Raw genomic sequence first — 26,098 nt, forward strand, 5'->3', positions numbered from 1 at the left:
ATGTACGTACAAATATGTCAATAATTTAAATAGAAAAAAATTTATTTTTAATAATTTTTTATTTTACAGAAAATTTTTGGAGGATGATTTTTGTTTTTGCTAAATATCAACTGATATAGTATTATGAATATAAAGTGAAAAAATTAGGAGGGATTTTTTTGAAAAAGCTCGTAGTAGTTGGCAAAATTTTAGTTAATGAAGCCATTAATGTTAATGTGAAGCGCATGGTTATAGATGCACCACAAATTGCTGATTTAGCACAGCCTGGACAATTTGTGCATGTAAAAAAAATGGACAGCGTTAATTTTTTACGTCGTCCATTTAGTATTGCTGATGTGAATAAAGATGAAGGTACTATTACTTTAATTTATCGTATTGTAGGTAAAGGAACAGCTGAATATTCTGAACTTAAAGTAGGAGAACAATTCAATATCTTAGGACCAATCGGCAATGGTTTTGAATTAAAATCCGGCAGACCATTATTGATTGGTGGCGGTGTTGGTATCGCTCCACTCATCTATTTAGCTCGTAAATTAAAAGATGAAAAACCGATTTTATTAATCGGTGGTAAAAATAAAGATGAAGTTTTCTGGAAAGATTATTTAGAAGAATTTGCTGATAAAATCTACATCACAACAGATGATGGTTCTGTTGGTTTCAAAGGTTTTACAATTCAGCTTTTACCACAGATTTTAGCAGAAAACAAAATCGAACATATCTACACTTGCGGCCCAAATATAATGATGGAAGGTGTAGCTAAACTTGCTCATGAACAAGATATTGACTGTCAAGTTTCATTAGAAAAACGCATGGCTTGCGGTATCGGTGTTTGTCTTGGTTGTACTTTTGAAGGCAAATTGACAAAGAAAAGACGCAAGGTTTGCACAGAAGGACCTGTATTTCCATCTAAGGAGGTTTTTTAAATGAATTTAGCTGTAAAGATTGGTAATCTTGAATTAAAAAATCCTGTAATGGGTGCTTCAGGAACTTTTGGTTTTGGTAAAGAATATGAAGATTTTCTCGATGTAAATGAAATCGGTGCAATCGTAACAAAAGGTGTTACACCAAAACCGCGTGCTGGCAATCCAGGCGTTAGAATTGCAGAAACTCCTGCTGGTATGCTTAACTGTATCGGTCTTGAAAATCCGGGTGTAGATGCTTTTATCTGTGATATCTTACCTAAAATAAAAAAATACAATACAGCTGTTATTGTAAATATTTCAGCAAGCACAGTAGAAGAATATGCTGAAATGGCATGGCGTTTAGATATTGATGGCGTAGATGCTGTAGAAGTAAATATTTCTTGTCCGAACGTAAAAGAAGGCGGTATCGTTTTCGGCACAGACCCAAAAGCAGCCGCTGCTGTAACTCGTGCAGTAAAAACGCATACAAGCAAAACTGTAATTGTAAAATTATCACCAAATGTAACGGATATCACTGTTATGGCAAAAGCTGTTGAAGAAGCTGGCGCAGATGCAATTTCTATGATAAATACTTTAACTGGTATGGTAATTGATATAAATACAAGAAAACCACTTTTAGGCAATATAACTGGCGGACTTTCTGGCCCAGCTGTAAAACCAGTAGCAGTACGCATGGTATGGCAAGTTGCAAAAGTTGTTAAAATTCCTATCATTGGCATGGGTGGCATCACTTGTGCTGAAGATGCTATCGAATTTATGCTTGCAGGAGCAACCGCTGTAGCTGTTGGTGCTTATAATTTCGTTGACCCATCTGCTTTAAAAGTTGTAGCTGATGGCATTGCAGATTATATGAAAAAACACAATATTGAAGATGTAAATGAACTTATAGGAGCAGTACAAGCTTAAAATTAAGATTTTACCAGGTGTATTTTTGATAAATAATCTATAAAGCTAAGAAATATAAGCTTTTGAAGCGGTTTTTTAGCATGACTATAAAAAATCAAAATCGCCTGGTAAAATTTTTTCATATCCTTGAATACCAAGGGTTTAGAGATTATAATAAAAAAAGAAACCTTGATAAATAGAGGGATTAATAGCAACATACGATGTATTTGAATCAAAAATATAGCATAAATAAAAAATAGTTTTTACTGGATTAATAGCAACATACGATGTATTTGAATACAAAATAAGTTTTATCAATTATTTTTTTCTGGATAGATTAATAGCAACATACGATGTATTTGAATTTGCTTGCCCCTAAAATAGAGCCTAAAAACATTGCTGATTAATAGCAACATACGATGTATTTGAATGAAATTAATCCAATAAATGACCATAATAAATCTTCGATTAATAGCAACATACGATGTATTTGAATTTTTATATTCCTCCAATTTTAATATCCGCAGTTTATGATTAATAGCAACATACGATGTATTTGAATACGTTTGTTAATGTATGTTGGATATGGATACATAGGATTAATAGCAACATACGATGTATTTGAATTTCCCCAAATAAAACCAAATAATTATTGTTCGTATAAGATTAATAGCAACATACGATGTATTTGAATTGAATAAAAGCAATTTCATTTTCTTTTATTCCTTGATTAATAGCAACATACGATGTATTTGAATGAATTTATTTGGGATGACAGACCCGAACATGGCTAAGATTAATAGCAACATACGATGTATTTGAATATTCTGTAACGTCTATTGTTGGCCACAATTATTTTAGATTAATAGCAACATACGATGTATTTGAATAAAGCAGCTTATGTAACAGGTACAGCACTTCTTGCGATTAATAGCAACATACGATGTATTTGAATTAAGTTTTTGCGTTTGCCACTTTATTTCCTCCTTTCTGATTAATAGCAACATACGATGTATTTGAATTTGTAATGGCATTTTATACGGGAAACAAGACAGTCGCGATTAATAGCAACATACGATGTATTTGAATAATGTTATTTTTCGTGATGACATTATTATGTATAGCGATTAATAGCAACATACGATGTATTTGAATTTGACTAAATAAAAGATGTTTTCATTGCCAATTTTGGATTAATAGCAACATACGATGTATTTGAATGGAACTATTTCCTACAGGTAAAAAGTTGATTATTACGATTAATAGCAACATACGATGTATTTGAATTCTATTGAATATAGAAAAGCGTTTATGAATTATGTGATTAATAGCAACATACGATGTATTTGAATTAATATATTCACCATTTGATACACCGATTAATCTAGATTAATAGCAACATACGATGTATTTGAATGTAAGTGTATTTGACCAATACAATATGCTTGAAAAAGATTAATAGCAACATACGATGTATTTGAATGCGCAAGGCTTGTACTGGTCTGACGCTCCAGAAACAGATTAATAGCAACATACGATGTATTTGAATCTGAGTAAAAAGTATTGATTTTATTGGGTTTGTGGCGATTAATAGCAACATACGATGTATTTGAATCTATCCAGCTGTTTCAAGAAAAAAGAATCAACTTTAGATTAATAGCAACATACGATGTATTTGAATTTGATTGGTGCAAATGTTCTACTTTTAGATGTTAAAGATTAATAGCAACATACGATGTATTTGAATATTGCACTTCCGTTACCAAAACCACGATTCCAGCCGGATTAATAGCAACATACGATGTATTTGAATTGCGCGCTCCAAATATTGCCAACAGCACCAACAACAGATTAATAGCAACATACGATGTATTTGAATGACGTTGCGAAATTACAGCTTATTAACGGAGGTTAGATTAATAGCAACATACGATGTATTTGAATTCTGTTGGGACTTCTTTACCAATGTCTTTAGCAGCTGATTAATAGCAACATACGATGTATTTGAATGCTTGAAATTTTCGTTGCGGTTTTGATGCTAAAATTGATTAATAGCAACATACGATGTATTTGAATTTTTTTAAATTATTTAATTGTTCTTGAGCTGATTTGATTAATAGCAACATACGATGTATTTGAATGTATCTAAGTTATCCAATATCCAAAATGCTAACTTTGATTAATAGCAACATACGATGTTTTTGAATCCCAAATTTCCGTTTCCGCCTGCCCACGCTCGGCTGATTAATAGCAACATACGATGTTTTTGAATTTTGGTATTGTGTAAGTATGTTGTGTTTTTAATACGATTAATAGCAACATACGATGTTTTTGAATTTTACGATTGCGCGGGCGTCTATAATAGTCTGCATTACGATTAATAGCAACATACGATGTATTTGAATTAAGTGTAAACATTTACAATTATGTTCAATTATGTGGATTAATAGCAATATATGATATATTTGAATTCTATAACTATTTGTGTTAAAATCTTTTGACGTTGAAGATTAATAGCAATATAAAATATATTTAAATGATAAATGATAAAAGAAGGTGATATGTTGGACGGTATACTAGAAATGTTGTTTTTTTGTTTAATTTTAGGTCTTATTCCTGCTTTGATTGCTAGTAATAAAGGTCGTTCGTTTGTTTTATGGTATATTTACGGCTTTTTCCTTTTTATAGTTGCTCTTGTACATGCTCTTTGTATTAGTAAAAATGATGATGCTTTATTAAAACAAGATGATAGTTTAAAGAAATGTCCTTATTGTGCAGAAATAATAAAAAAAGAAGCTATAGTTTGTAGATACTGTGGTAGAGACTTACCACCTGTAAAAGAGGAAAAAAACAATGACAATAATGATGATGATTATGAACCATCTGATTATATTAAAAGTATAATTGCAAGTAGAGAAAAATATAAATAATTTATATTGTGATAGTTTTTTTGACATTAGGATAAAGATTTTGTTTATAAAATTCATGTGTAGTTTTTTTGTAAGAATTTTTTATTTATTTTATATGAATATATTAGTAAAATTATGTACAGAGAAATACAATTAATATAAAATGGATAGAGAATTTTAATAGAGGTATATAATAAAATAGGGTTTAATCTGTTAGATTATTAGATATAATAAATGATTAATAAAACAATGATTATTTTATAAAAAGTTGTTGACAGCCTATTTTTATTGTGCTATAGTATTCACGTTGCATTTGTTAATGTGTTTTCAAGTAGAGGTCACCGCTTCTCACCTTATGGCGCGCAGTCAGTAGGGTTACTTATTAAAAATTAAAGTTATAATGTTAATTATTTAATTTGTAATATCAGAGGGTGACGTAGGTCATCCTCTTTTTTATCGCGAATATTATATAAAAATTTATAAATAATGAGGTGTTTCCTATTAGTAAAGAATCTTTAAGAGTTAATGGTGAAATCCGCGCTAGAGAAGTTCGTGTTACCGACGTAAAAGGTGCTCAACTAGGTATCATGTCTACAAGAGATGCTCTGCGCAAAGCGGAAGAAGCTCATCTTGACTTAGTTGAAGTAGCGCCAAAGGCTAAACCGCCTGTTTGCCGTATCATGGATTTTGGTAAATATCGCTATGAACAGCAAAAACGCGAAAAAGAAGCTAAGAAAAAACAAAAAGTTATTAGTGTAAAAGAAGTAAAACTTCGTCCTGGTATTGAAACACACGATTTTAACTTCAAAGTAAAAAATGCTTTGCGTTTTATTGCTGAAGGCAATAAAGTAAAAGCTACAATAATGTTCCGTGGCCGTGAGCTTTCACATCCAGAAATGGGCCGTGAACTCTTATTAAAAGTTGCTGAACAGATGAAAGACGCTGTTACTGTTGAACGCGAACCTAAACTTGAAGGTAAAAATATGATTATGATTTTAGCGCCTAAAGTACAAAAAGCGCAAACTAAAGGAGGAAAAACTAATGCCAAAAATTAAAACTCGCAGAGCTGCAGCTAAACGTTTTACAGCTACAGGTTCTGGTGAATTCAAACGTAATAAAGCTTTCAAAAGCCATATCTTAGAAAAGAAATCACCAAAACGTAAACGTAATTTACGTAAAGCAGCTATCATCACTGCTGCTGACCATAAACGCGTAAGCAAAATGCTTCCATACGCTTAATTGTTTGATTATATTGTAGAAATTTAGGAGGGTAAATAATGCCAAGAGTAAAAAGTGGCGTAACCGCTCATGCACGTCATAAAAAAATCTTAAAATTAGCTAAAGGTTATAGAGGAGCTAGAAGCAAACAGTTCAAAAAAGCTAACGAACTTGTTATGAAAGCTCTTTATTATGCACGCAGAGACCGTCGTGCTAAAAAAGGCGAATTCCGTAGATTATGGATTGCTCGTATCAATGCTGCTACTCGTGCTAACGGTATGTCTTACAGCCGTTTCATCTGTGGTTTAACAAAAGCAGGCGTTCAAGTTAACCGTAAAATGTTAGCTGACGTTGCTGTTAATGATGCAGCTGCATTTGCAAAACTCGTTGAAGTTGCTAAAAATAATCTTTAATAAAAAGAAAACTCCTATCATTTTATAATGACAGGAGTTTTTTTATATCCATTTATTTTTTATTTATTGAATTCCAAAATGGTCTGCTAAAATCAATGTAGCATTGTACTGTGGTTGATTAAATGAAGTACTTGTTATTTGAGACCAACTAGTATTATTAGCTCTTTGTGCCGCAATGAGAAGTTCTTCTCCACCAACTTTTATCATGGTTTTATATTCATAATTATTGACCATTTCATTGTTATTGACCATTACAACTTTAAAAGTGAATATTGCAGTAGTAATACCTGCTTCATCAGTAGTTTTTTCTTCTAATTTAGCTGAAGACAAATCTACATATCTGTTAGTAGTACCTTGTGAAAAGGCTAATGGATAATTTGTATCACCATTCCAATAGCTTTGTACGGTGAATAGCGGTGCAGCTTCTGTTTTTGAAATTGGCATTGCATAGCCAGCAAAAAGTGCCAATATTGCAAAAAATATAGCAAATCTTCTAAACAATTTAATCATAAAAAACACCTCTTTCTACTAAAAATATTAATATCTCTATTAAAATAGTATGCTTTTTTAGATATTTTGTCAATAAAATATTGTAACATTGTTTTAAATGCTCAAATACGGTATAATAAAAAATATTATTATATAATATATTATACTATATTAGGAGGATTATAAATGGCTTTAGTTAATGAAAACTATTTAAAATTACAAGGCAGTTATCTTTTTGCTGAAGTTGCGCATCGCGTTCAAAAATTTAAAGCAGAAAATCCATCTGCCGAAGTTATCAGTCTTGGTATTGGTGATGTAACGCTTCCTCTTCCACAGGCAAGTATCGAAGCTATGCATAAAGCTGTTGATGAAATGGCTCATAAAGAAACATTCCGTGGTTATGGCCCTGAACAAGGTTATGACTTTTTACGTGAAAAAATCCGTGATGTAATCTATAAATCTCGCGGTGTAGATATTGCTCTTGATGAAATTTTCGTAAGTGATGGTGCTAAATCTGACTGCGGTAATATTCAAGAAATCTTTGGCGAAGATAATACAATTGCTATTACAGACCCAGTATATCCTGTATATCTTGATACAAATATTATGGCTGGTCGTACTGGTCTTGTAAAAGAAGACGGTACTTTTGAAGGTGTAGTATATATGCCAAGTACTGCTGAAAATAACTTCACTCCAAGTCTTCCAACTCAGCATGTAGATATGATTTATCTTTGCTGTCCAAATAACCCTACAGGAACAACTTTGTCTAAAGAAGAATTAGCAAAATGGGTTCAATATGCTAAAGAAAATAAATCTATAATCTTATATGATGCTGCATATTCTGCATATATCACAGAAGATGATGTACCTCGTACAATTTATGAAGTTGAAGGTGCAAAAGATGTAGCAATCGAATTCCGTTCCTTCTCTAAAACAGCAGGTTTTACTGGAACTCGTTGCGGTTATATTGTTTTACCTAAAACTGTTATGGGTTACACAAAAGATGGTAAAGCACAAGCTTTAAATCCTCTTTGGAACCGTCGCCATACTACTAAATTTAATGGTACTGCTTATGTAGTACAGCGTGCAGCTGAAGCTGTTCTCACTCCAGAAGGACAACAGCAGACAAAAGAAATGGTTGGCTATTACATGGAAAATGCTAAAATCATTCGTGAAGGTTTAGCAAGCCTTGGCCTCACTACTTTTGGTGGTGTAAATGCTCCTTATATCTGGCTTAAAGTTCCTGCTGGCATGACTTCTTGGGATTTCTTTGATAAATTACTCCATGAAGCAAACATCGTAGGTACTCCAGGTTCTGGTTTTGGTCCATCTGGTGAAGGATATTTCCGTCTTACTGCATTCGGTAGCCGTGAAAATACTATTAAAGCCGTTGAACGCATCAAAACTCAATTAAAACTTTAATAAAAACATAAAAAATCATTTAATAGAACTGTACTTCAAATGTTAGATATGAGGTACAGTTCTATTTATTTTTTAATAAATTATTAAGATTATATAGATACTAAAATACAATTTACTTTTTATTTAATATTGATTTGATATATATATTATTTACAATGAAAAATTTAAAAATTTAACAGAATTTTAACAATTGAATGATACAATTATATATAAACTAAAAAGAAACGGAGGAGAAGAAGATGAAAAAATTTTTATGGTGCTTATTGTTAGTGGCAGTGATGTTTTTTCCCGTTAGTACAAACGCTTTTCCATTAAAAACAGATGTGCTAAATACAGAAAAAAACATCATCATGTATGACGATTGGGACGACGATGATGACTGGCGAGATGATGACCGATATGAACATGATGATGACGATTGGTGGGACGATGACCGCTACGAACATGATGATGACGATGATTGGGACGATGATTGGGACGATGACCGTTGGGATGATTAATCAATAAAAAATATTGTTAATTAAACTGCACTTTTAAAGTTAGACGTATAATAATTTTTAAAGGTGCAGTTTTTTGCATAAAAATTTGATTTCCGAAAATTTGTTTATTATAATTAAAATATATAATATTTATTAAAAGAGATGTTAAAGTATCCGGAACAATAGAAAAAATCACTACACGCAACGGCGAATACAGAGCATGTGTATATTATCCAACAGGTATGGATGTAAATAATTTAGATAAACCACTTCCAGTTTATTTTGATATTCATGGTGGCGGATTTGTCATCGGCTCTTTAGAACAAGATGATAAATTATCTCGTTTAATCAGTGATACATTAAATATTTGCGTAATCAGCATGGATTATGGCTTAGCTCCAGAAAATCCATGGCCACAAGGAATTGAAGATGTTTATGATATAGTAAACTATTATGTAAAGAATAACGATAAATACCATATCGATACAAATAATATGGCAATCGGTGGTCATTCTGCTGGCGGAAATATCGCTACTGTTGTGGCTATGATGGCAAATGAAACAAAAGAATTTTCATTTAAATGTCAAATTCTCGATTATCCACCAATAGACCTTGCTAAAAATCCATATACAAAACCAATCATTGAAGGCGCTATTCCACCAAATGTTTCCGTGCTTTATAACAGTTGCTATTGCACTAGCGAACAGTCAGTAAATCCGCATTGTTCACCAATATTTGCAAGTGATGCTGAATTGAGCAAATTGCCTCCAACTGTCATGTTAGTCTGTGAAATCGATTCACTTTGTGATGAAGGCATTGATTATGCAATGAGATTGGCACATAATGGCGTAGAAGTAACAATTAAGAAATTCATGGGTTCAAGACATGGCTTTACTGTACACGGAACAGAAGATTCTAAGTATGGACAACAGATGATAATAGATGGATTAAGAAATTATCTTCTTTAATAAAAAGTAAATCAAGCAATAAAAAAAGCGAGCAATTAAAATGCTCGCTTTTTGTTTATCTAATTAAAGATTTTGTAACATGTCTTTTACTTTGGCACTGCATTCATCAATATTTACATTGATAGTTTCGCCATTTTTACGAACTTTGATTTCAACTTGCTGTGCATCTAAAAGTTTTGGACTTACTGTGATACGTACAGGATAGCCGATTAAGTCAGCATCTTTGAATTTTACGCCAGCGCGTTCTTTTCTATCATCTAAAAGAACATCAATTCCAGCTTGTTTCATCTGTGCATAAAGTTTTTCAGCAACTTCCATCTGTGCAGCGTCTTTCGCGCTGATAGGTACGATGACAACTTCAAATGGAGCGATAGCAGCTGGCCAAATTATGCCGTGTTCATCATGGAACTGTTCGATAGCGGCAGCCATAGTACGGCTTACACCGATACCGTAGCAACCCATTATGAGAGGTTTTTCTTTACCGTTTTCATCAAGGAAAGTAGCGCCGAGTGCTTTACTGTATTTTGTGCCGAGTTTAAATACCTGACCAACTTCAATACCGTGTGTCATTTTTACTGGCTGACCGCAATGTGGGCAAGGGTCACCTGCTTGAATGAGACGGATATCTGCTACGATTACATCGCCGAAATCACGTTTTGGATTTGCATTTTTATAGTGGTGGTCTTCTTCATTTGCACCGCAAACAGCATTGTGCATTTCCATAACAGTTGGGTCAACGACAACAATGGCATCTTTGCTAAGGCCGATTGGGCTCATGAAGCCTGGTACACCACCGATTGCACGAATAGCACTTTCTTCTGCCATTTTTAAAGTAATAGCGCCTGTTACATTTTGTAATTTTACGTCATTTACTTCATGGTCACCACGAACAAAAGCACAAATTACTTGGTCTTTTTCGTTTTGGAAGATAACTGCTTTAATATTTTTTTCGATTGGTGTATTTAAGTATTCTGCAACAGCTTCAATTGTTTTTGTATGTGGAGTATAGACTTTTTCTAAAGGTAATTCTTCTTCTGCTGGTGGAATAATTGTTTTAAGTTCGGATTTTTCGCTGTTAGCAGCATAATCGCAGTTTTCGCAGTATACTATATCGGATTCACCTGTTTCTGCTAAAACAGTGAATTCATGTGTTGTAGCGTTACCGATAGCACCACCGTCAGCTTCTACTGGGCGGAATGTGAGTCCACAACGATTGAAAATGCGAGTATAAGCATCGTACATATCATTGTAAGATTTATCAAGACCAGCGTCATCTTTATCAAAAGAATAACCGTCTTTCATGATAAATTCACGACCGCGCATTAAGCCAAAACGAGGGCGAATTTCGTCGCGGTATTTATTTTGGATTTGATACAGTAATAATGGTAATTGTTTATAAGAACGAACTTCATTGCGAACGAGGTCAGTTATGATTTCTTCATGAGTTGGGCCAAGGCAGAATTCACGATTGTGTCTGTCTACTAAGCGGAACATTTCTTCGCCGAATACTTCCCAACGGCCAGTTTCTTTCCAAAGTTCTGCTGGTTGAAGAATTGGCAAAGCTAATTCTTGTCCATCTTTAGCATCCATTTCTTCTCTGATAATTTGTTCTATTTTGCGTAATGTACGCCAAGCAAGTGGTAAATAAGTATAAACTCCACCGGCTACTTTGCGAATAAAACCAGCTCTGAGCATGAGTTGATGGCTTGGAACTTCAGCTTCAGCTGGAGTTTGACGCAATGTCGGCGCATAGAGTTTAGATGTGCGCATTTATATTCCTCCTAGAATTAAAATAGCTGTAATATATAACCTATATATTTTAGCATATTTTTAACTAAGATAAAAAGTTTTTATTTTATTATCAATATAAAAAGAAAAGCTATAACAGGATTAATTGTTATAGCGTTCTAAGGATATATATATAAATTAAAAATAAAAGGGAAGCTATTTGAAAATAAACTATATAGTTACTTAGATATAGTTTTAAATATTATATCTATAATATTTAAAATATAAATAAAACTAATACATAGTTAACTATGTTAATTATAATAATATAATATTATTTAATTGTCAAGATGTGAGTTTAATAAAAATAATATTGATTTTAATCAGTATAATTTTAAAATTTAGTAGTTATTCCTCAATATTTGTTGCTAAAACAGGCGTGATAATTTGGTCATTGCGTTGCATGTCTATTTTGGTGTTAACTTTTTCATCAGGTATATTTGTTGCTAAAACAAGAGTAATAACTTGGTCATTGCGATGCATATCTACTTTTGTATTGGATTTTGCATCAAATATATTTCTAGCGGTAATAGGTGTAATAATTTGGTCGCCTCTAGACATATCTACTTTTGTAGTAGTTTGTTCAGCAGCAAATCCTACGGTTGAGGAAATGGTTACGGTAAAAATTGTACCTAAAGTTAGTGATAATTTTTGTATTTTATTCATTATAATCTTCGTTTCAAAATATATAATTAGCTATTTAAAAAATATAAATATATTATTTTAAATTGATTTATAAGGTTATTTTTAAATTCATAGCTAACTATGTTTATTATAGTATTATAAAAGAGTGTTATTGTCAAGAAAAAATTTTATTGTTTTGATATAATATATAATGTGAGAGGTTTTATAAAAGGTGGTGAAGTTTATGTTAGTAGAAGATATCGTTAGATTGGGGCAATTAATACATAATATTGATATAAAAATGATTGCCAAACAAAACAAAAATTTGACAAGCATGGGAGTAACTGTTCAACAAGGACTAATATTAATTTATTTATATGTCAATAAAGATAAGAAAATAACACAGAAAATGTTAGAAGTTAACTTGAATATTACAAATCCAACAGTTACAAATACCATAAAAGTGATGATGAGTAAAAACCTTGTTTATAAAATTAAAGATAAAATTGATAAACGGAAATATTATTTATATCTAACACCGTATGGATTGGAACTAGCACCTAAATGTGGTAATATAATGGAAGCTACTGACCGAGAAGCTTATAAAAATTTTTCAGAAAAAGAATTAAAGCTTTTGGTGAAGTTATTAGAAAAAGTAAAAATTTAGATAAAAACCAGCTATTATTCTTATAATAGCTGGCTTATTTTTAGTAGGTGAAATTATGGATAATGTAAAACAAAAAATAGAAGAATTACGTCAAAAAATTTTATATCATAATGATTTGTATTATAATCAGGATATGCCTGAGATTTCTGATTATGAATATGATATGATGATGGAAAAATTAAAGCGATTGGAAAAGGAAAATCCTGAACTTATTACAGCCGATTCGCCTACGCAAAAAGTGGGTGGTACAGCTAAAAGACAGGCTGGCGTATTGGTTCGGCACGATGTTCCTATGCTCAGTTTACAAGATGTATTTTCACGTGAAGAAGTAGATGCTTTTGTAGATAATATGAAGCAAGAGCTTGTAAACCCAGAATTCGTTGTAGAAGAAAAAATAGATGGTTTATCTTTAGCTTTGCGCTATCAAGATGGCGAATTAAAACGTGCAATAACGCGCGGGGATGGTATAGTTCAAGGGGAAGATGTAACGGCAAATGCACTGCAAATCAAAGATATAAAGAAAAAATTAAAAGATAAAATACCGTATTTTGAAGTGCGTGGAGAAGTTTATATGACGCGCGAAGCATTTGCACTCGTAAACGAAAAGCAAGAACTTTTAGGCAAAAGGTTATTTGCTAATCCTCGCAACTGCGCAGCTGGTACATTGCGTCAATTAGATAGTAAGATTACAAAAGAACGCAATTTATCCATGTTCATTTTTAATTTACAAAAAGCAGAAGGCAAAGATTTTATAACACATACTCAAGCGTATGAATTTATGCATAAACAAGGCATGAAAATAATTCATTCTTATAAAGTATGCACGACAAAAGATGAAGTTTGGCAGGCAATCGAAGAAATTGGAGCTCGCCGCGGTGAATTGCCATACGATATAGATGGTGCTGTAGTGAAGATAAATGATTTTGCGCAAAGAGAAACTGTTGGCGCTACTTCTAAAGTACCACGCTGGGCAGTAGCTTATAAATATCCACCAGAAGAAAAAGAAACGAAAGTCATAAATATTGAATTATCTGTTGGTAGAACGGGACGTATTACGCCGACTGCTGTTTTTGAACCTGTACAACTTTGTGGCACAAAAGTGGAAAGAGCTACTTTGCATAATCAGGATTTTATCAATGACCTTGATATTCGCATTGGCGATACAGTAAGAGTTTATAAATCTGGTGAAATAATTCCTAAAGTTCGCTGTGTAATCAAAGAAAAAAGACCGGATAATACGGTGCCGTTTGTCATCGGCGATACTTGTCCTGTCTGCGGTGCTAAAACAATTCGCGATGATAAAGCAGATATTAGATGTAGCAATCCGCATTGCCCAGCACAGATTGAACGCTGGATAATAAATTTTGTCGGTCGCGATGCCATGGATATAAAAGGTTTTGGCATGATGTATATCAAAACCTTAATTGAAAATAATTATATAAAAAATCCAGCAGATATTTATAACTTATATATGTACCGTGATGAATTGATTGAAAAAGGCTTAATTGGCAAAGAAAAAAATACCGATAAATTACTTTTAGCCATTGAAAATAGCAAAAAAAATGCGCCATGGCGCTTATTATGCGGTTTAGGCATTTTAAATATCGGCAAAGCAGCAGCGCGCTCATTGTTAAATCATTTTGGTTCATTTGATAAATTATCTAAAGCTAATGAAGATGAGATAAAAGAAGTAAATGATATAGGCGATATCAGTGCTAAACAAGTATATGATTTCTTCCAAGATGAAGATAATAAAATAATGCTTGAAAAATTTAAACAAGCTGGCGTGAATACGGAACAAGAAGTTACAGCAAATGGAGGGAAATTCTCTGGTTTGACTTTTGTACTAACAGGTACGCTCACAACGATGAGTCGCAATGAAGCAAGTGAATTAATCCAGTCTTTAGGCGGAAAAGCTTCTTCTTCCGTTTCTAAGAAAACTTCTTATGTAGTGGCTGGTGAAAATGCGGGCAGTAAATTGACAAAAGCTGAAACTTTAGGTGTAAAAATTTTAACTGAAACAGAATTTTTAACTATGGCTAAAAATTAATAGTATTAATAAAAAATAAAAAGCTGGAGAAAATCTCCAGCTTATTTTATTTCTGTGATAAATTGCCAATTTTGAATTTCGCTAATGCCAAGCCCTGCTTGTTCATTCAATAAAATTGTGTTTTTATTGTAACTGATACCACCTTTTATTGGGTCTTCAGCTAATAAATCAGCTGCATCAAGGTCAGCACGAGTGATGATGGATTTTGCTCCAGCTAAGCTAGCTGAGGCAGTAATACCGAGTTTAGACTCGAGCATACAGCCCATCATGCATTCAACTCCACAAGTTGAAGCCATATCAGCAATTTTGAGTGCATTATGAATACCGCCTGCTTTCATCAATTTTATATTGATTAAATCACAAGCTCGATTGGATAGAAGTTGAAAGACTTCATATGTGCCAAAAGCCGCTTCATCAGCCATAATCAAAGTATCAACGTTATCTGTTACGAATTTCAATCCACTCATATCATGGGCAATTACAGGCTGTTCAATCAGCTCTATATTTAAGCCTTTATCTTCGAATTGGCGGATTAAGCGCACAGCTTCTTTGGGTTTCCAGCCTTGGTTGGCATCTAAGCGAATGTTTATTTTATCCCCAACAGCTTCGCGAATGGCTTTTACTCGTTCAAAATCAAGTTTTGCATTGCCACCAACTTTTAATTTTAAATCAGTGTAACCATTATTCACAGCTTCTCTTGCATCTTGTGCCATTATGCTTGGTTCGCGCAAGCTGATTGTCAAATCAGATTTAAAGCTATGGCGATAGCCACCGAGCAGTTTATACAAAGGTAAATTGCACATTTGACCGAGTAAATCGTATACAGCGATATCTAAGCAAGCTTTAGCAGAAGAATTATGTAACATGGATTTATCTATGCGTTGAAATATTTCTTCTGTTTCCCAGATATCAAGTCCAATTAATTGAGGTGCAATGACATTTTGTATAGCGGAAATAATTGAATCTTGGCTATCACCCGTTATCACGGCAGTAGGTGGTGCATTTCCATAGCCGACATTGCCCGTATCTGTGATAATTTTTATTATAATATCTTCAGCAAAATCGACATGACGCAATGCTGTGATAAAAGGTTTTTTTAAAGGAATTTTAACTTTCCCGATTTCTATTTTTATTATTTTCATGGTATACCTCTTATTCAAACAAAATATCAATGGCAGTCATAGCCATTGCTTTTGCACCTTTTATTGCTTGCTCTTTGCCAAATGCAGAGTTAGCAGCACAAGCAAATTCAGCAGTATGTGCAAAAATATCTTTGCCAATACAAATTGTTGGTTGACATGTACGCGTTACATGACTGACATTGCCAACATCAGTTGAACCATCAGCATAATCATCAGGAAAAATACTGTATTTTTCACCGAGTAAATTAAAATTATGTTTATAGTATTCATTTAAACGCATATCACTGCGCAAATCTTTATAAAGTGGTTCATAATGGTACAATTCAACTTTTGCATTATGTTTTTTGGCGATATCATTTGCCAATTGTTTTATCTGTACAAGCATGGTATTTTCCAAATAATCGCTATTTAAAGCGCGAATTGTAGAACGAAGTGTTGCTTTAGCAGGAATGATATTTGGCGCAATGCCACCTTCTGTTATAATAGTGCCAATTAAATTAGGCTCAGTGAAAGTATTTTGTAGCTGCTTTAACTTTGTATAAAAATCAACGAGTGCATCTAGAGCATTGATACCATGATAAACAGGGTCAGCGATATGAGCTTCTTTGCCGATAAAATTGACTTGCAGTGGGTGCGAAGCATAAGATGTGCCACCGATGGAAGTTTTATCATCAGGGTGAATGATGAGTGCAGCATCGACATCATCAAAAAAACCACTTTCGGCTATATCTATTTTAGCGCCGACTGTTTCTTCAGCGGGACAACCGAAAACAATTGTTTGAGCAATTTTATCCGTGAGTTGATTAAAGGCAATTGCTGCCCCAATACTCATCATGGATATTAAATTATGGCCACAAGCATGACCGATATCGGGCAAAGCATCGTATTCAGTTAAAAAGCCAATTTTTTTATTATGTGTATTTCCTTTAACTGCTATGAAAGCGGTAGAATACTTATCTGTTAAAATTGGCGTAAAATCAAAATTAAATTGTTTTAAAATTTTTTGTAAATAATTGACAGCTTTTATTTCTTTACCGCTGATTTCAGGATTTTTAGCTAAAAAATCTGCTAATTGATACAGTAGCGGTGCTAATTGGTCAATTTTTCTACATATTTCTTGTTTTAAATCATTTTTATTCATCGAGTAATAAAATTCTTTCTTAAAGTTTAACGTATTTTGCAATGTGCTTCACTAATGAAAAATTCAACATGTTCATCATTGATATTTATTTTTGCATTTACACCGAGCGGTAAAAAAGCATTTGTCTTTTCATGTCCTGCTGGAAATCCATATATTGTTGGCACTTTGGCAAGTCTAGCGTATTGCATCAATACTTCTTTGACAGTGAATTCATATTTGGACTGTTTTGTAGGTGTACAATGAGTAAATTGACCAAAGATGAGTCCTTTGATATTTTTAAGCAAACCATTTTGCCATAATTGTTGGAGCATTCTATCAATAGCATAAGCTTCTTCGCCAACATCTTCTAAAAATAAGATGGAATTATCGCCTTTTAATTCATATGGTGTACCGCACATTGCGGCAATAACACTTAAATTACCACCGATGAGTCTGCCAAAAGCATTGCCAGGATAGAAACCTTGCATTTTATATTTTTTAGGTATTGGGAAAGCACCAATAGGCAAGGATGAACAAAGACCTCGGCAAAAACTAGCAATGGTATATTTAGTAGGATTTTGTGATAAACTTTTCAGCATTGGACCGTGAATTGTGACAAGACGACTTTTTTGACCAATAGCTGTATGAAGCGCTGTAACATCACTGAAACCGACTAAAAGTTTAGGATTTTGACGTATCAGTTGGTAATCGAGATAGTCAAGTATTCTAGTGCAACCATAACCGCCACCAAAGCATAAAATGGCATCAACTTCTTTATCGGCAAAAAACTTATTTAATTCATCAGCACGAAGCTTATCACTGCCAGCTAAATAACCTTCATTTGCTGTTAATGTCGTTGATAATTTAGTTGTATATCCCCATTCATGTAATAATTTTATACCGGCTGTATAATCGAAATTTTCACAGGCAGAAGCAGGAGCTACAATGCCAATACAGCTTCCAGATTGTAGAACTTTTCCTTTATGACGCGGATTAATCATTAGAGGAGTCCTCCTTCTTTATAATATTAAACTAGTATACTTTATTAGCATAGCATGGTAATTTGTGTGCGTCAATTAATTGTACGTATAAAAAACTACCTGCTTTTTTATTTTGCAGGTAGTTTTTTTATCACGGAGTTTGTTCTTCAATGTATGCTTCTTTAAAATCAATTGTGCCTAAAATAGACCAGCGATAACCTTTTACATATGGTTGAACGATATATGGTTGTGTTGTGTAATAAATTGGTAGGACAACAGCATCATCCATGAGAATTTTTTCTGCTTCATGCATTTTTTCCATGCGTATAGCTTGGTCATTTGTATTTTGTGCTGCTGAGACTAATTCATTATATGCAGGGTTATGATATTGTCCATCATTATTTTTATCGAGGTAAATATCCATAAATGTCATAGGGTCAGCATAATCGCCTACCCAAGAAGCACGAGCAACTTGGAAATTGCCTTGATTTCTAGCGTCAAGATAAACTTTTGTTTCTTGATTTAACAATTCAACATTTACATTTAAATTATCTTTCCACATGGCTTGAATTATTTCTGCTACAGCTTTATTCATTTCATTTGTATTATATAAAATTGTTATCGGTGGCAGATTTTCACCATTAGGGTAACCTGCCTCAGCCAGTAATTCTCTAGCTTTTTCTGGATTATACTCGACAAAATTGCCGCCTTCTTCACGGAAATCTACACCTGTTGCAGGATTTTTTAGTCCTGGAGGTACCCAAGCATAAGCAGGTTTTTTCCCGCCTTTAATGATGTTATTGACGAGCATTTCTCTATCGACAGCCATGGAAAAAGCTTTTCTGACTTTTGGATTGTCAAATGGTGCTTTAGCTGTGTTGAAGCTGTAATAATATGCACCAAAATAAGGGCTGATATGATATAAGCCAGCTTTAGTCAAGCGGTCTTGTTCAGAAATTGGTGGTTCTACTGTTAAATTTGCTTGTCCACTTTCTACCATGGAAACGCGGGTACTTTGTGATTCACTGATAGGCCAAAGCATGGTGGAGAGTTTTACATTGTCTTTATCCCAATATTTATCATTTTTAACAAATTGTAATTGATTGGAATGTATCCAACGCGTTAATACAAATGGCCCATTGGATACAATTTTATCATTTGCTGCCCAAATTTCTGGGTCTTTTTCAACAACGTGTTTCGGCACAGGATAATAACAGTGAAAAGATGTCAAATTTAGAAAATACGTTATTGGTGCTTTTAGTTTTACAAATAAGGTTTTGTCATCAAGTGCCTTAACGCCAACTTCATCAATTGTTTTTTTCTGGGAAAAATATTCTTCACCATTTAATAAAGGATACATCATATAAGCATTTTCGGAAGCTGTTTCAGGATTTAGTACTCGTTTCCAAGCGTATTCAAAATCATATGCAGTTAGCGGTGTACCATCGTTCCAAACGAGTCCATCACGCAAATGAAAAATGTATTCTGTACCATCAGCAGAAATTTCCCATTTTTCAGCTGCGGCAGGCTGAGGCTGCTCGTTTTCATCAAGGCGAGTTAAACCTTCAAATAAAGCTAATTCGACATTAGACTCAGCAAGTGCCGTGCTTTTGCCTGGGTCAAGTGTAGCAGGTTCTGCTTCTAGTGCATAGCGCACAGTATCATTGTTGACTGTATCACTACAACCTGCAATGATAAATGTACATAAAATCATCATCAATGTTAAAATTTTTCGCACGATATCAACTCCTTTGTTTTGTGGAGTCTAGATATTCTAAAGTATATTTGCCGAGTTCACCCATTTGGTGACCGCCCACGGCATTAGATGGCAGATTAGAAGCAAAAAATATAATGCTGTAAACGCCATTTTTACCTTCATAAACGCCACCATCGTGTTCAACATAATCGAGCATGCCTGTTTTATGGTGGAAAATGATATTTTCATCCCAATAATACGGTATACGGTCGCGAAATTGTTGACGTGCCAAGACTTCCCAAGCAAATGAAAATCTTGTTTCATTGCGTTTAGTGTAAATATGGTAAAGTAACGTGTTATAATCAGCAACGCTCATATAATTTTCTTTATTATTTTTGGCAGCGACGAAATCCATCATACAGCGTTGTATTTTCGTATTAGTCAAATGAAGTTTATCGGCATAAGCTTGAATTTTCTCCATGCCTATTTGATTAATCAGTAAATTTGTCGCTAGATTATCACTTAGTACAATCATGAGAGAAGCAAGTGCTTTAATGGTAAGCTTAGCATCACCATTTATTTCTTGTAATGCTCCACCGCCTTCTACGTGTGGCACTGTATCAACGCGAATTTTTTTAGCAAAATCAATATCACTATCGCATAAAGTCGCTAAAATTAAAACTTTAATCATGCTGGCAGATTTGTGTACATAATTTTTTTGATAAGAAATTTTGGGTAATTTTTCATCATCATATCTTTGGATTAAATACGACCAATCTCCTGCAAAATTTTTTATTTGTTCTTTAAGATACATATCTAATTCTTGCATAACATCAATTCCTTAAAATTTTATTAAAACAGAATTAATTATAGCATAAAAATGAGATGGGCATTATTTAATATAATATGATAGTGAATTTTTTGTATTTATTTTTGTTGTTCAGTTAATATTGTATACAGTATTTAATTGTTAATACCTAAAAAAACTCTAGGCAAAACAGGTTTTATCATGCTATAATGAATTTCAGCGAAGAAATAAATTATTTTATAATTAAATTAATATTTTTATATGTAAAATTTTTTTGATTTTTTTGTTTTTCTGTTTATAATGACATAATTTTATAAGGGGTTGTATTTTACATCATGAGTTTAAAAAATGCTTATTTACAAAAAGTTTATGACAAAGTAGTAGCTAAAAATCCAGGGGAAGCTGAATTTCATCAAGCAGTATATGAAGTTTTAGAATCTATCACACCTGCTATAGAAAAAAATCCTGCTTATGAAAAAGCTAATATCATTGAACGTATGGTTGAACCAGAACGCATGATTACTTTCCGCGTAACTTGGGTAGATGATAACAATAATGTTCAAGTAAATCGTGGCTATCGCGTACAATTCAATTCTGCTATTGGACCTTATAAAGGTGGTCTTCGTCTTCATCCTTCCGTTTGTGCTTCTGTTATTAAATTCTTAGGCTTTGAACAAGTTTTGAAGAATTCTTTAACAACACTTCCTATGGGTGGCGGTAAAGGCGGTAGCGATTTTGACCCTAAAGGTAAATCCGATATGGAAATCATGCGTTTTTGTCAGAGCTTTATGACTGAACTCGCTAAACACATTGGTGCAGATACAGACGTACCTGCTGGTGATATCGGTGTTGGTGCGCGTGAAGTTGGCTACTTATTCGGTCAATATAAACGCCTTCGCAATGAATTTACTGGTGTATTGACTGGTAAAGGATTATCTTTTGGCGGTTCTTTAGTAAGAACAGAAGCTACAGGCTATGGCTTATGCTATTTCGTAAAAGAAATGCTTAAAGATAATGGTCAAGATTTTGCTGGTAAAGAAGTTTTAGTATCCGGTTCTGGTAATGTTGCAATCTACGCAGCTGAAAAAGCTACACAATTTGGTGCTAAAGTCATTGCTATGAGTGATTCCAATGGCTACGTTGTAGATAAAAACGGTATTAACCTTGATGTAATGAAACAGATTAAAGAAGTTGAACGCAAACGCATTAAAGAATACGCAGCACGCGTTGAAGGTGCACAATATCATGAAGGTTGCAAAGGTATTTGGACTGTTAAATGTGATATTGCTCTTCCTTGTGCAACTCAAAATGAAATTGACCTTGAATCTGCAAAAGCACTCGTTGCTAATGGTTGCTTTGCAGTTGGTGAAGGTGCTAATATGCCATCTACTATCGAAGCTATTAATTATTTCCTCGATAATAAAGTTCTCTTTGCTCCAGCAAAAGCAGCAAATGCTGGCGGTGTAGCAACTTCTGGTCTTGAAATGAGCCAAAATAGTGAACGTTTAAGCTGGACTTTTGAAGAAGTAGATGAAAAATTACATTCTATCATGGTAAATATCTACAAAAATGCAGCAACAACTGCAAAAGAATACGGTTTTGATGGCAATCTTGTAGTAGGTGCAAATATTGCTGGTTTCTTGAAAGTGGCAGATGCAATGCTTGCTCAAGGATATGCTTATTAATAAATGAAACGATAAAAAGGCAGGATTTATTTCCTGTCTTTTTTTATTGAAGAAATTATTTTTTATATTTAACTTTAATTAATATATAAAATTTTTTATGGTTTTGTGTTTTAGTTGATATAATAAATAATAGTAACTGAAAACACTATTCAATCATTTGATAAAATATGATAGAATGGAAACAGTTTATTTTGAAAATGGGGTGAAAAAATGAAAGTTACGAGAGAAGATGTAGAAAATGTAGCTCTCTTATCCCGTCTTAGAATTGATGAAAAAGATATGGATAAAAATATACAGGAGCTTAGCGATTTTCTTGAATATGTAGATAGATTACAGCAGGTAGATACTGAAAATGTAGCAGCTACTGCACATGTATTGCCAATTCAAAACGTATTCCGTGAAGATGTTGTAAAACCATCACTTAATCGCGATTTAGCTTTGTCTAATGCTCCAGAACAAGAAGACGGCTATTTCCGTGTTCCAAAAATCGTTGAAGAATAAGAAGGAGGCTTTGTAGTGGAATTATTTAATAAAACAGCGCATGAACTTCATGACATGCTCGTTAATAAAGAAATTTCCGCTGTAGAAATTACGAAAGATGTAATCTCTCGTATGGAAGCTACTGATGATAAAGTAAAAGCATATATTACAAAAACTGCTGATTATGCTCTCCAACAGGCAGCAAATGTTGATGCCGATATTGCAGGCGGAGCTAATATTCCTGTACTTGCAGGTATCCCAGCAGCTATTAAAGATAATATCTGTACAAAAGGTTTAAAAACAACTTGCGCATCTTATATGCTTGAAAATTTTGTTCCACCATATGATGCAACAGTTATGGAAAAAATTCTGCATCAAAAACCAGCTCTTTTAGGTAAATTAAATATGGATGAATTTGCTATGGGCGGTTCTACAGAAAACTCAGCATTTTTTGCTACACATAATCCATGGAATTTAGACTGTGTACCAGGCGGTAGTTCTGGCGGTAGTGCAGCTTCTGTAGCAGCTGGTAGCTCTATTTGGGCACTTGGCTCTGATACAGGTGGGTCTATTCGTCAGCCGGCTTCTTTCTGTGGCGTTGTTGGTATGAAACCTACTTACGGTCGCGTATCTCGTTATGGTTTAGTAGCATTTGCTTCTTCACTTGACCAAATTGGACCTATCACTCGTGACGTTACAGACTGCGCTCATGTTATGAATGTAATCGCAGGTCACGATGAAAAAGACTCCACTTCCGTAAACCAAGCAACACCTGATTACACAAAATCACTCGTAAATGATATCAAAGGTTTAAAAATCGGTCTTCCAAAAGAATATTTCATCGATGGTATGGATGAAGATGTAAAAAAAGCTATCAATCAAGCTATTGAAGATTTGAAAAAACTCGGTGCTGAAATTGTAGAAATCTCTTTACCACATACTGAATATGCAATTTCAACATATTATTTAATCGCTCCGGCTGAAGCTTCCACAAACTTATCTCGTTATGATGGCGTAAGCTATGGCGCTCGTGTACCTGGCGAAGATATCATTGCTATGATGACAAATACACGTACAGCTAAATTCGGTAAAGAAGTAAAACGCCGTATCATGATTGGTAACTACGCTTTAAGTGCAGGTTATTATGATGCTTATTATTTGAAAGCACTCAAAGTAAGAACTCTTGTAAAACAAGATTTTGATGAAGCTTTCAAAAATGTTGATGTGATTTTAGCTCCAGTAGCACCAACACCAGCTTATAAAATCGGCTCTATGGCAAATGACCCACTTAAAATGTACTTAATGGATATCTTTACAGTACCACTTAACCTTGCTGGTCTTCCTGGTATTTCTATTCCATGCGGTAGAAGTAAAGATAATATGCCAATTGGTATGCAGTTTATCGGAAAAGCACTTGATGAAGAAACAATCATTCGTGCAGCATACACATATGAAGTAAATCATGATTATGCTAACAAAATTGCACAGGGGGTAGAATAATGAAATACGAAGCAGTCATTGGTCTGGAAATTCATAGCGAATTAAAAACTAATACAAAAATTTTCTGTAGTTGCGCTACTTCCTTCGGTGCTGAACAAAATACACATGTTTGCCCTGTTTGCTTAGGCTTGCCAGGTGTATTGCCTGTAGTCAATAAACGAGTTGTTGAATTTGCTATTAAAGCAGGTTTAGCACTTAACTGCACAATTAATAAATTCAGCAAATTTGACCGTAAAAACTATTATTATCCAGATTTGCCGAAAAACTTCCAGACTTCACAGTTCGATTTGCCAATCGCTGAACATGGCTATGTAGATATCGAAGTAGAAGGAAAGAAAAAACGCGTTCGTATAACTCGTATTCACATGGAAGAAGATGCTGGTAAACTCGTTCATTCCGGTACAACAATTAAAGATTCTTCTAGCTCTAATGTTGACTACAACCGTACTGGCGTACCACTTATTGAAATCGTTTCTGAACCAGATATGCACACTCCAGCAGAAGCTCGCGCTTATATGGAAAAAATCCGTTCTATTTTACAGTACATCGATGTATCTAACTGCAAAATGGAAGAAGGTAATTTGCGCGCTGACGTAAACGTATCACTTCGTCCAGAAGGTAGCGATAAACTCGGTACAAAAGTAGAAATGAAAAACTTGAACTCCTTTAAAGTCGTTGAAGATTCTTTGGAATATGAAATTGAACGCCAAGCTGAAGTATTAGAAGATGGTGGTATTCTCGTTCAGGAAACTCGTACTTGGGATGATGGTCGCGGTATTACACTTTCCATGCGTAGTAAAGAAAAAGCGCAAGATTATCGCTATATGCCAGAACCAGACTTAGTGCCAATCGTTACAACTGATGAACAGATTGAAGAATATAGAAAACAGTTGCCAGAACTTCCAGATGCTCGTAAAGCTCGCCTCGTTGGTGAATATGGTTTACCAGAATATGATGCAGAAATCATCACAGCTACACGCGCTATGGCTGAATATTTTGATGCTGTAGTATCTGCTGGTGCTGATGCTAAACTTGCTGCTAACTGGATGATGGGTGAACTTTCTAAACACTTAAATGCTAGTGAAAAAACTATTGAAGATAGCCCAGTATCTGCTAAAAACTTAGCAGCACTCATCGCTTTAATCAGTAAAGGTACAATTTCTTCAAAAATCGCTAAAAAAGTATTTGAAGAAATGTGGTCTTCCGGTGATGAACCAGAAAAAATTGTCAAAGAAAAAGGCTTAGTTCAGATTACAGATACAAAAGCTATTGAAGAAATTGTAGATAAAGCTATTGCTGACAATCCAAAAGCTGTATCTGATTATCCAAAATCCATGGGCTTCTTGATTGGACAGGTTATGAAAGCAAGTAAAGGTAAAGCAAATCCTGGACTTGTAAATAAACTCATAAAAGAAAAATTAGGCTAATAATTTATTTAGTATAACTTTTATCAGCCAATTGAAATTAAAACCCCGCAAAGATTTATTCTTAGCGGGGTTTTTAACTGACAAAAATTTTTTTTATTGGTGTATATTTTATTGATTTCATTGATTAGATATGAGTTTTTGTAAAAAAATTTGACAAAAGGGGATTTAATAGTGATAATAATAGAATATATGTAATAATTCGCTATGCTAATTGAATTTTTAGGCAGTATGGTCCTTTATATTATGAGATAAATTGATTAAATATAAAGTATTGTACTGCTGGTTTTAAGTATTTTCGATTAGTAGTGCGTATATGTAATAATTTGCTATATTGATAAAAATAAAATTTAAATTGCTAAAAATGATTTATATTTATTTGAATTTGATAAATTCCTTCATTAATATAGGTAATTTTAAATTATATT

Annotated in this window: 23 protein-coding genes and 1 CRISPR repeat array; of the genes, 15 read left to right on the plus strand and 8 right to left on the minus strand. The window is 33.7% G+C overall.

Annotated elements, in window-relative coordinates; genetic code table 11:
* The first annotated feature begins 158 nt into the window (after positions 1-158).
* From CKV65_RS02640 to rplT, 6 genes are all read left to right on the plus strand, one after another.
* Entirely contained in the window at positions 159-923 is a 765-nt protein-coding gene (locus tag CKV65_RS02640; RefSeq protein ID WP_027890852.1) for a dihydroorotate dehydrogenase electron transfer subunit, read from the plus strand.
* Positions 924-1,829 (plus strand): dihydroorotate dehydrogenase, encoded by a 906-nt coding sequence (locus CKV65_RS02645; protein ID WP_027890853.1) that lies wholly within the window; start codon positions 924-926, stop codon positions 1,827-1,829.
* A gap of 182 nt (positions 1,830-2,011) precedes the next feature.
* A CRISPR array of direct repeats spans positions 2,012-4,346; the repeat unit is 30 nt; unit sequence GATTAATAGCAACATACGATGTATTTGAAT.
* A 23-nt stretch (positions 4,347-4,369) separates the two neighbouring features.
* On the plus strand, positions 4,370-4,738 hold the full coding sequence (locus tag CKV65_RS02650) for a zinc ribbon domain-containing protein (RefSeq protein WP_197695387.1): 369 nt from the start codon (positions 4,370-4,372) through the stop codon (positions 4,736-4,738).
* Positions 4,739-5,208: 470 nt separating this feature from the next.
* Complete coding sequence (infC, locus tag CKV65_RS02655; RefSeq protein ID WP_027890854.1) at positions 5,209-5,772, plus strand: translation initiation factor IF-3; 564 nt, start codon at positions 5,209-5,211, stop codon at positions 5,770-5,772.
* Positions 5,759-5,956 carry a 50S ribosomal protein L35 gene (rpmI, locus tag CKV65_RS02660; RefSeq protein WP_008538462.1) on the plus strand — a complete coding sequence of 66 codons (198 nt, stop codon included), beginning with the start codon at positions 5,759-5,761 and terminating at the stop codon, positions 5,954-5,956. The genes infC and rpmI overlap by 14 nt, the downstream gene beginning before the upstream one ends.
* Before the next feature lie 38 nt (positions 5,957-5,994).
* A complete protein-coding gene (gene rplT, locus CKV65_RS02665) occupies positions 5,995-6,348 on the plus strand; it encodes a 50S ribosomal protein L20 (protein ID WP_027890855.1) in 354 nt (117 codons plus the stop codon).
* A gap of 63 nt (positions 6,349-6,411) precedes the next feature.
* Here the strand turns inward: rplT and CKV65_RS02670 are convergent, their stop codons facing one another.
* Positions 6,412-6,858, minus strand: coding sequence for a hypothetical protein (locus tag CKV65_RS02670; RefSeq protein ID WP_051177659.1), 447 nt, complete (start codon positions 6,856-6,858; stop codon positions 6,412-6,414).
* A gap of 165 nt (positions 6,859-7,023) precedes the next feature.
* Between CKV65_RS02670 and CKV65_RS02675 the strand changes: the two genes are divergently transcribed.
* The 3 genes from CKV65_RS02675 (at position 7,024) to CKV65_RS02685 (ending at position 9,706) form a co-directional block, all read left to right on the plus strand.
* On the plus strand, positions 7,024-8,259 hold the full coding sequence (locus CKV65_RS02675) for an LL-diaminopimelate aminotransferase (RefSeq protein ID WP_027890857.1): 1,236 nt from the start codon (positions 7,024-7,026) through the stop codon (positions 8,257-8,259).
* A 239-nt stretch (positions 8,260-8,498) separates the two neighbouring features.
* A complete protein-coding gene (locus tag CKV65_RS02680) occupies positions 8,499-8,759 on the plus strand; it encodes a hypothetical protein (RefSeq protein WP_027890858.1) in 261 nt (86 codons plus the stop codon).
* A 221-nt stretch (positions 8,760-8,980) separates the two neighbouring features.
* Positions 8,981-9,706 carry an alpha/beta hydrolase gene (locus CKV65_RS02685; protein WP_051177660.1) on the plus strand — a complete coding sequence of 242 codons (726 nt, stop codon included), beginning with the start codon at positions 8,981-8,983 and terminating at the stop codon, positions 9,704-9,706.
* Between the two features lie 63 nt (positions 9,707-9,769).
* Here CKV65_RS02685 and CKV65_RS02690 read toward each other — a convergent pair whose 3' ends face one another.
* Positions 9,770-11,476 carry a proline--tRNA ligase gene (locus CKV65_RS02690; protein ID WP_027890860.1) on the minus strand — a complete coding sequence of 569 codons (1,707 nt, stop codon included), beginning with the start codon at positions 11,474-11,476 and terminating at the stop codon, positions 9,770-9,772.
* A gap of 366 nt (positions 11,477-11,842) precedes the next feature.
* Entirely contained in the window at positions 11,843-12,160 is a 318-nt protein-coding gene (locus CKV65_RS02695) for a hypothetical protein (RefSeq protein ID WP_036254988.1), read from the minus strand.
* 202 nt (positions 12,161-12,362) lie between these two features.
* Between CKV65_RS02695 and CKV65_RS02700 the strand changes: the two genes are divergently transcribed.
* Entirely contained in the window at positions 12,363-12,785 is a 423-nt protein-coding gene (locus tag CKV65_RS02700; protein WP_027890861.1) for a MarR family winged helix-turn-helix transcriptional regulator, read from the plus strand.
* Positions 12,786-12,840: 55 nt separating this feature from the next.
* The gene (gene ligA, locus CKV65_RS02705) at positions 12,841-14,835 is read left to right on the plus strand and encodes an NAD-dependent DNA ligase LigA (protein ID WP_027890862.1); all 1,995 of its coding nucleotides are present in this window, start codon (positions 12,841-12,843) and stop codon (positions 14,833-14,835) included.
* A 41-nt stretch (positions 14,836-14,876) separates the two neighbouring features.
* On the opposite strand, the gene CKV65_RS02710 is transcribed toward ligA, so the two are convergent.
* The 5 genes from CKV65_RS02710 to CKV65_RS02730 all read right to left on the minus strand — a co-directional run bounded on the left by CKV65_RS02710 (position 14,877) and on the right by CKV65_RS02730 (position 20,602).
* Positions 14,877-15,977: a dipeptide epimerase gene (locus CKV65_RS02710; RefSeq protein WP_027890863.1), complete on the minus strand. Its 1,101-nt coding sequence runs from the start codon at positions 15,975-15,977 to the stop codon at positions 14,877-14,879.
* A 10-nt stretch (positions 15,978-15,987) separates the two neighbouring features.
* Positions 15,988-17,118 carry an amidohydrolase gene (locus CKV65_RS02715; protein WP_027890864.1) on the minus strand — a complete coding sequence of 377 codons (1,131 nt, stop codon included), beginning with the start codon at positions 17,116-17,118 and terminating at the stop codon, positions 15,988-15,990.
* Positions 17,119-17,144: 26 nt separating this feature from the next.
* On the minus strand, positions 17,145-18,098 hold the full coding sequence (locus tag CKV65_RS02720; protein ID WP_027890865.1) for a S66 peptidase family protein: 954 nt from the start codon (positions 18,096-18,098) through the stop codon (positions 17,145-17,147).
* 130 nt (positions 18,099-18,228) lie between these two features.
* Complete coding sequence (locus CKV65_RS02725) at positions 18,229-19,815, minus strand: peptide ABC transporter substrate-binding protein (RefSeq protein WP_231922703.1); 1,587 nt, start codon at positions 19,813-19,815, stop codon at positions 18,229-18,231.
* A 4-nt stretch (positions 19,816-19,819) separates the two neighbouring features.
* A complete protein-coding gene (locus CKV65_RS02730) occupies positions 19,820-20,602 on the minus strand; it encodes a serine hydrolase (RefSeq protein ID WP_027890867.1) in 783 nt (260 codons plus the stop codon).
* A gap of 314 nt (positions 20,603-20,916) precedes the next feature.
* On the opposite strand from CKV65_RS02730, the gene gdhA reads away from it, so the two are divergent.
* From gdhA to gatB, 4 genes are all read left to right on the plus strand, one after another.
* Positions 20,917-22,266: an NADP-specific glutamate dehydrogenase gene (gene gdhA / locus CKV65_RS02735; RefSeq protein ID WP_027890868.1), complete on the plus strand. Its 1,350-nt coding sequence runs from the start codon at positions 20,917-20,919 to the stop codon at positions 22,264-22,266.
* 210 nt (positions 22,267-22,476) lie between these two features.
* Positions 22,477-22,767 (plus strand): Asp-tRNA(Asn)/Glu-tRNA(Gln) amidotransferase subunit GatC, encoded by a 291-nt coding sequence (gatC, locus tag CKV65_RS02740; RefSeq protein ID WP_027890869.1) that lies wholly within the window; start codon positions 22,477-22,479, stop codon positions 22,765-22,767.
* Positions 22,768-22,782: 15 nt separating this feature from the next.
* Complete coding sequence (gatA, locus tag CKV65_RS02745) at positions 22,783-24,246, plus strand: Asp-tRNA(Asn)/Glu-tRNA(Gln) amidotransferase subunit GatA (RefSeq protein WP_027890870.1); 1,464 nt, start codon at positions 22,783-22,785, stop codon at positions 24,244-24,246.
* Positions 24,246-25,673 (plus strand): Asp-tRNA(Asn)/Glu-tRNA(Gln) amidotransferase subunit GatB, encoded by a 1,428-nt coding sequence (gatB, locus tag CKV65_RS02750; protein ID WP_027890871.1) that lies wholly within the window; start codon positions 24,246-24,248, stop codon positions 25,671-25,673. The genes gatA and gatB overlap by 1 nt, the downstream gene beginning before the upstream one ends.
* The last annotated feature ends 425 nt before the right edge of the window (positions 25,674-26,098 follow it).

It is taken from the genome of Megamonas hypermegale (genome assembly GCF_900187035.1).
Lineage (GTDB): Bacteria > Bacillota > Negativicutes > Selenomonadales > Selenomonadaceae > Megamonas > Megamonas hypermegale.

Bases quoted from the DNA above. Each gene is read 5' to 3' on its own strand.
- CKV65_RS02730 (WP_027890867.1), bottom strand. From the start codon at position 20,602: ATGCAAGAATTAGATATGTATCTTAAAGAACAAATAAAAAATTTTGCA.
- CKV65_RS02675 (WP_027890857.1), top strand. From the start codon at position 7,024: ATGGCTTTAGTTAATGAAAACTATTTAAAATTACAAGGCAGTTATCTT.
- ligA (WP_027890862.1), top strand. From the start codon at position 12,841: ATGGATAATGTAAAACAAAAAATAGAAGAATTACGTCAAAAAATTTTA.
- CKV65_RS02695 (WP_036254988.1), bottom strand. From the start codon at position 12,160: ATGAATAAAATACAAAAATTATCACTAACTTTAGGTACAATTTTTACC.
- CKV65_RS02720 (WP_027890865.1), bottom strand. From the start codon at position 18,098: ATGATTAATCCGCGTCATAAAGGAAAAGTTCTACAATCTGGAAGCTGT.
- CKV65_RS02680 (WP_027890858.1), top strand. From the start codon at position 8,499: ATGAAAAAATTTTTATGGTGCTTATTGTTAGTGGCAGTGATGTTTTTT.
- CKV65_RS02685 (WP_051177660.1), top strand. From the start codon at position 8,981: ATGGATGTAAATAATTTAGATAAACCACTTCCAGTTTATTTTGATATT.
- CKV65_RS02710 (WP_027890863.1), bottom strand. From the start codon at position 15,977: ATGAAAATAATAAAAATAGAAATCGGGAAAGTTAAAATTCCTTTAAAA.
- CKV65_RS02670 (WP_051177659.1), bottom strand. From the start codon at position 6,858: ATGATTAAATTGTTTAGAAGATTTGCTATATTTTTTGCAATATTGGCA.
- gatB (WP_027890871.1), top strand. From the start codon at position 24,246: ATGAAATACGAAGCAGTCATTGGTCTGGAAATTCATAGCGAATTAAAA.
- CKV65_RS02650 (WP_197695387.1), top strand. From the start codon at position 4,370: ATGTTGGACGGTATACTAGAAATGTTGTTTTTTTGTTTAATTTTAGGT.
- CKV65_RS02700 (WP_027890861.1), top strand. From the start codon at position 12,363: ATGTTAGTAGAAGATATCGTTAGATTGGGGCAATTAATACATAATATT.
- CKV65_RS02715 (WP_027890864.1), bottom strand. From the start codon at position 17,118: ATGAATAAAAATGATTTAAAACAAGAAATATGTAGAAAAATTGACCAA.
- CKV65_RS02645 (WP_027890853.1), top strand. From the start codon at position 924: ATGAATTTAGCTGTAAAGATTGGTAATCTTGAATTAAAAAATCCTGTA.
- rpmI (WP_008538462.1), top strand. From the start codon at position 5,759: ATGCCAAAAATTAAAACTCGCAGAGCTGCAGCTAAACGTTTTACAGCT.
- gdhA (WP_027890868.1), top strand. From the start codon at position 20,917: ATGAGTTTAAAAAATGCTTATTTACAAAAAGTTTATGACAAAGTAGTA.
- gatC (WP_027890869.1), top strand. From the start codon at position 22,477: ATGAAAGTTACGAGAGAAGATGTAGAAAATGTAGCTCTCTTATCCCGT.
- CKV65_RS02690 (WP_027890860.1), bottom strand. From the start codon at position 11,476: ATGCGCACATCTAAACTCTATGCGCCGACATTGCGTCAAACTCCAGCT.
- rplT (WP_027890855.1), top strand. From the start codon at position 5,995: ATGCCAAGAGTAAAAAGTGGCGTAACCGCTCATGCACGTCATAAAAAA.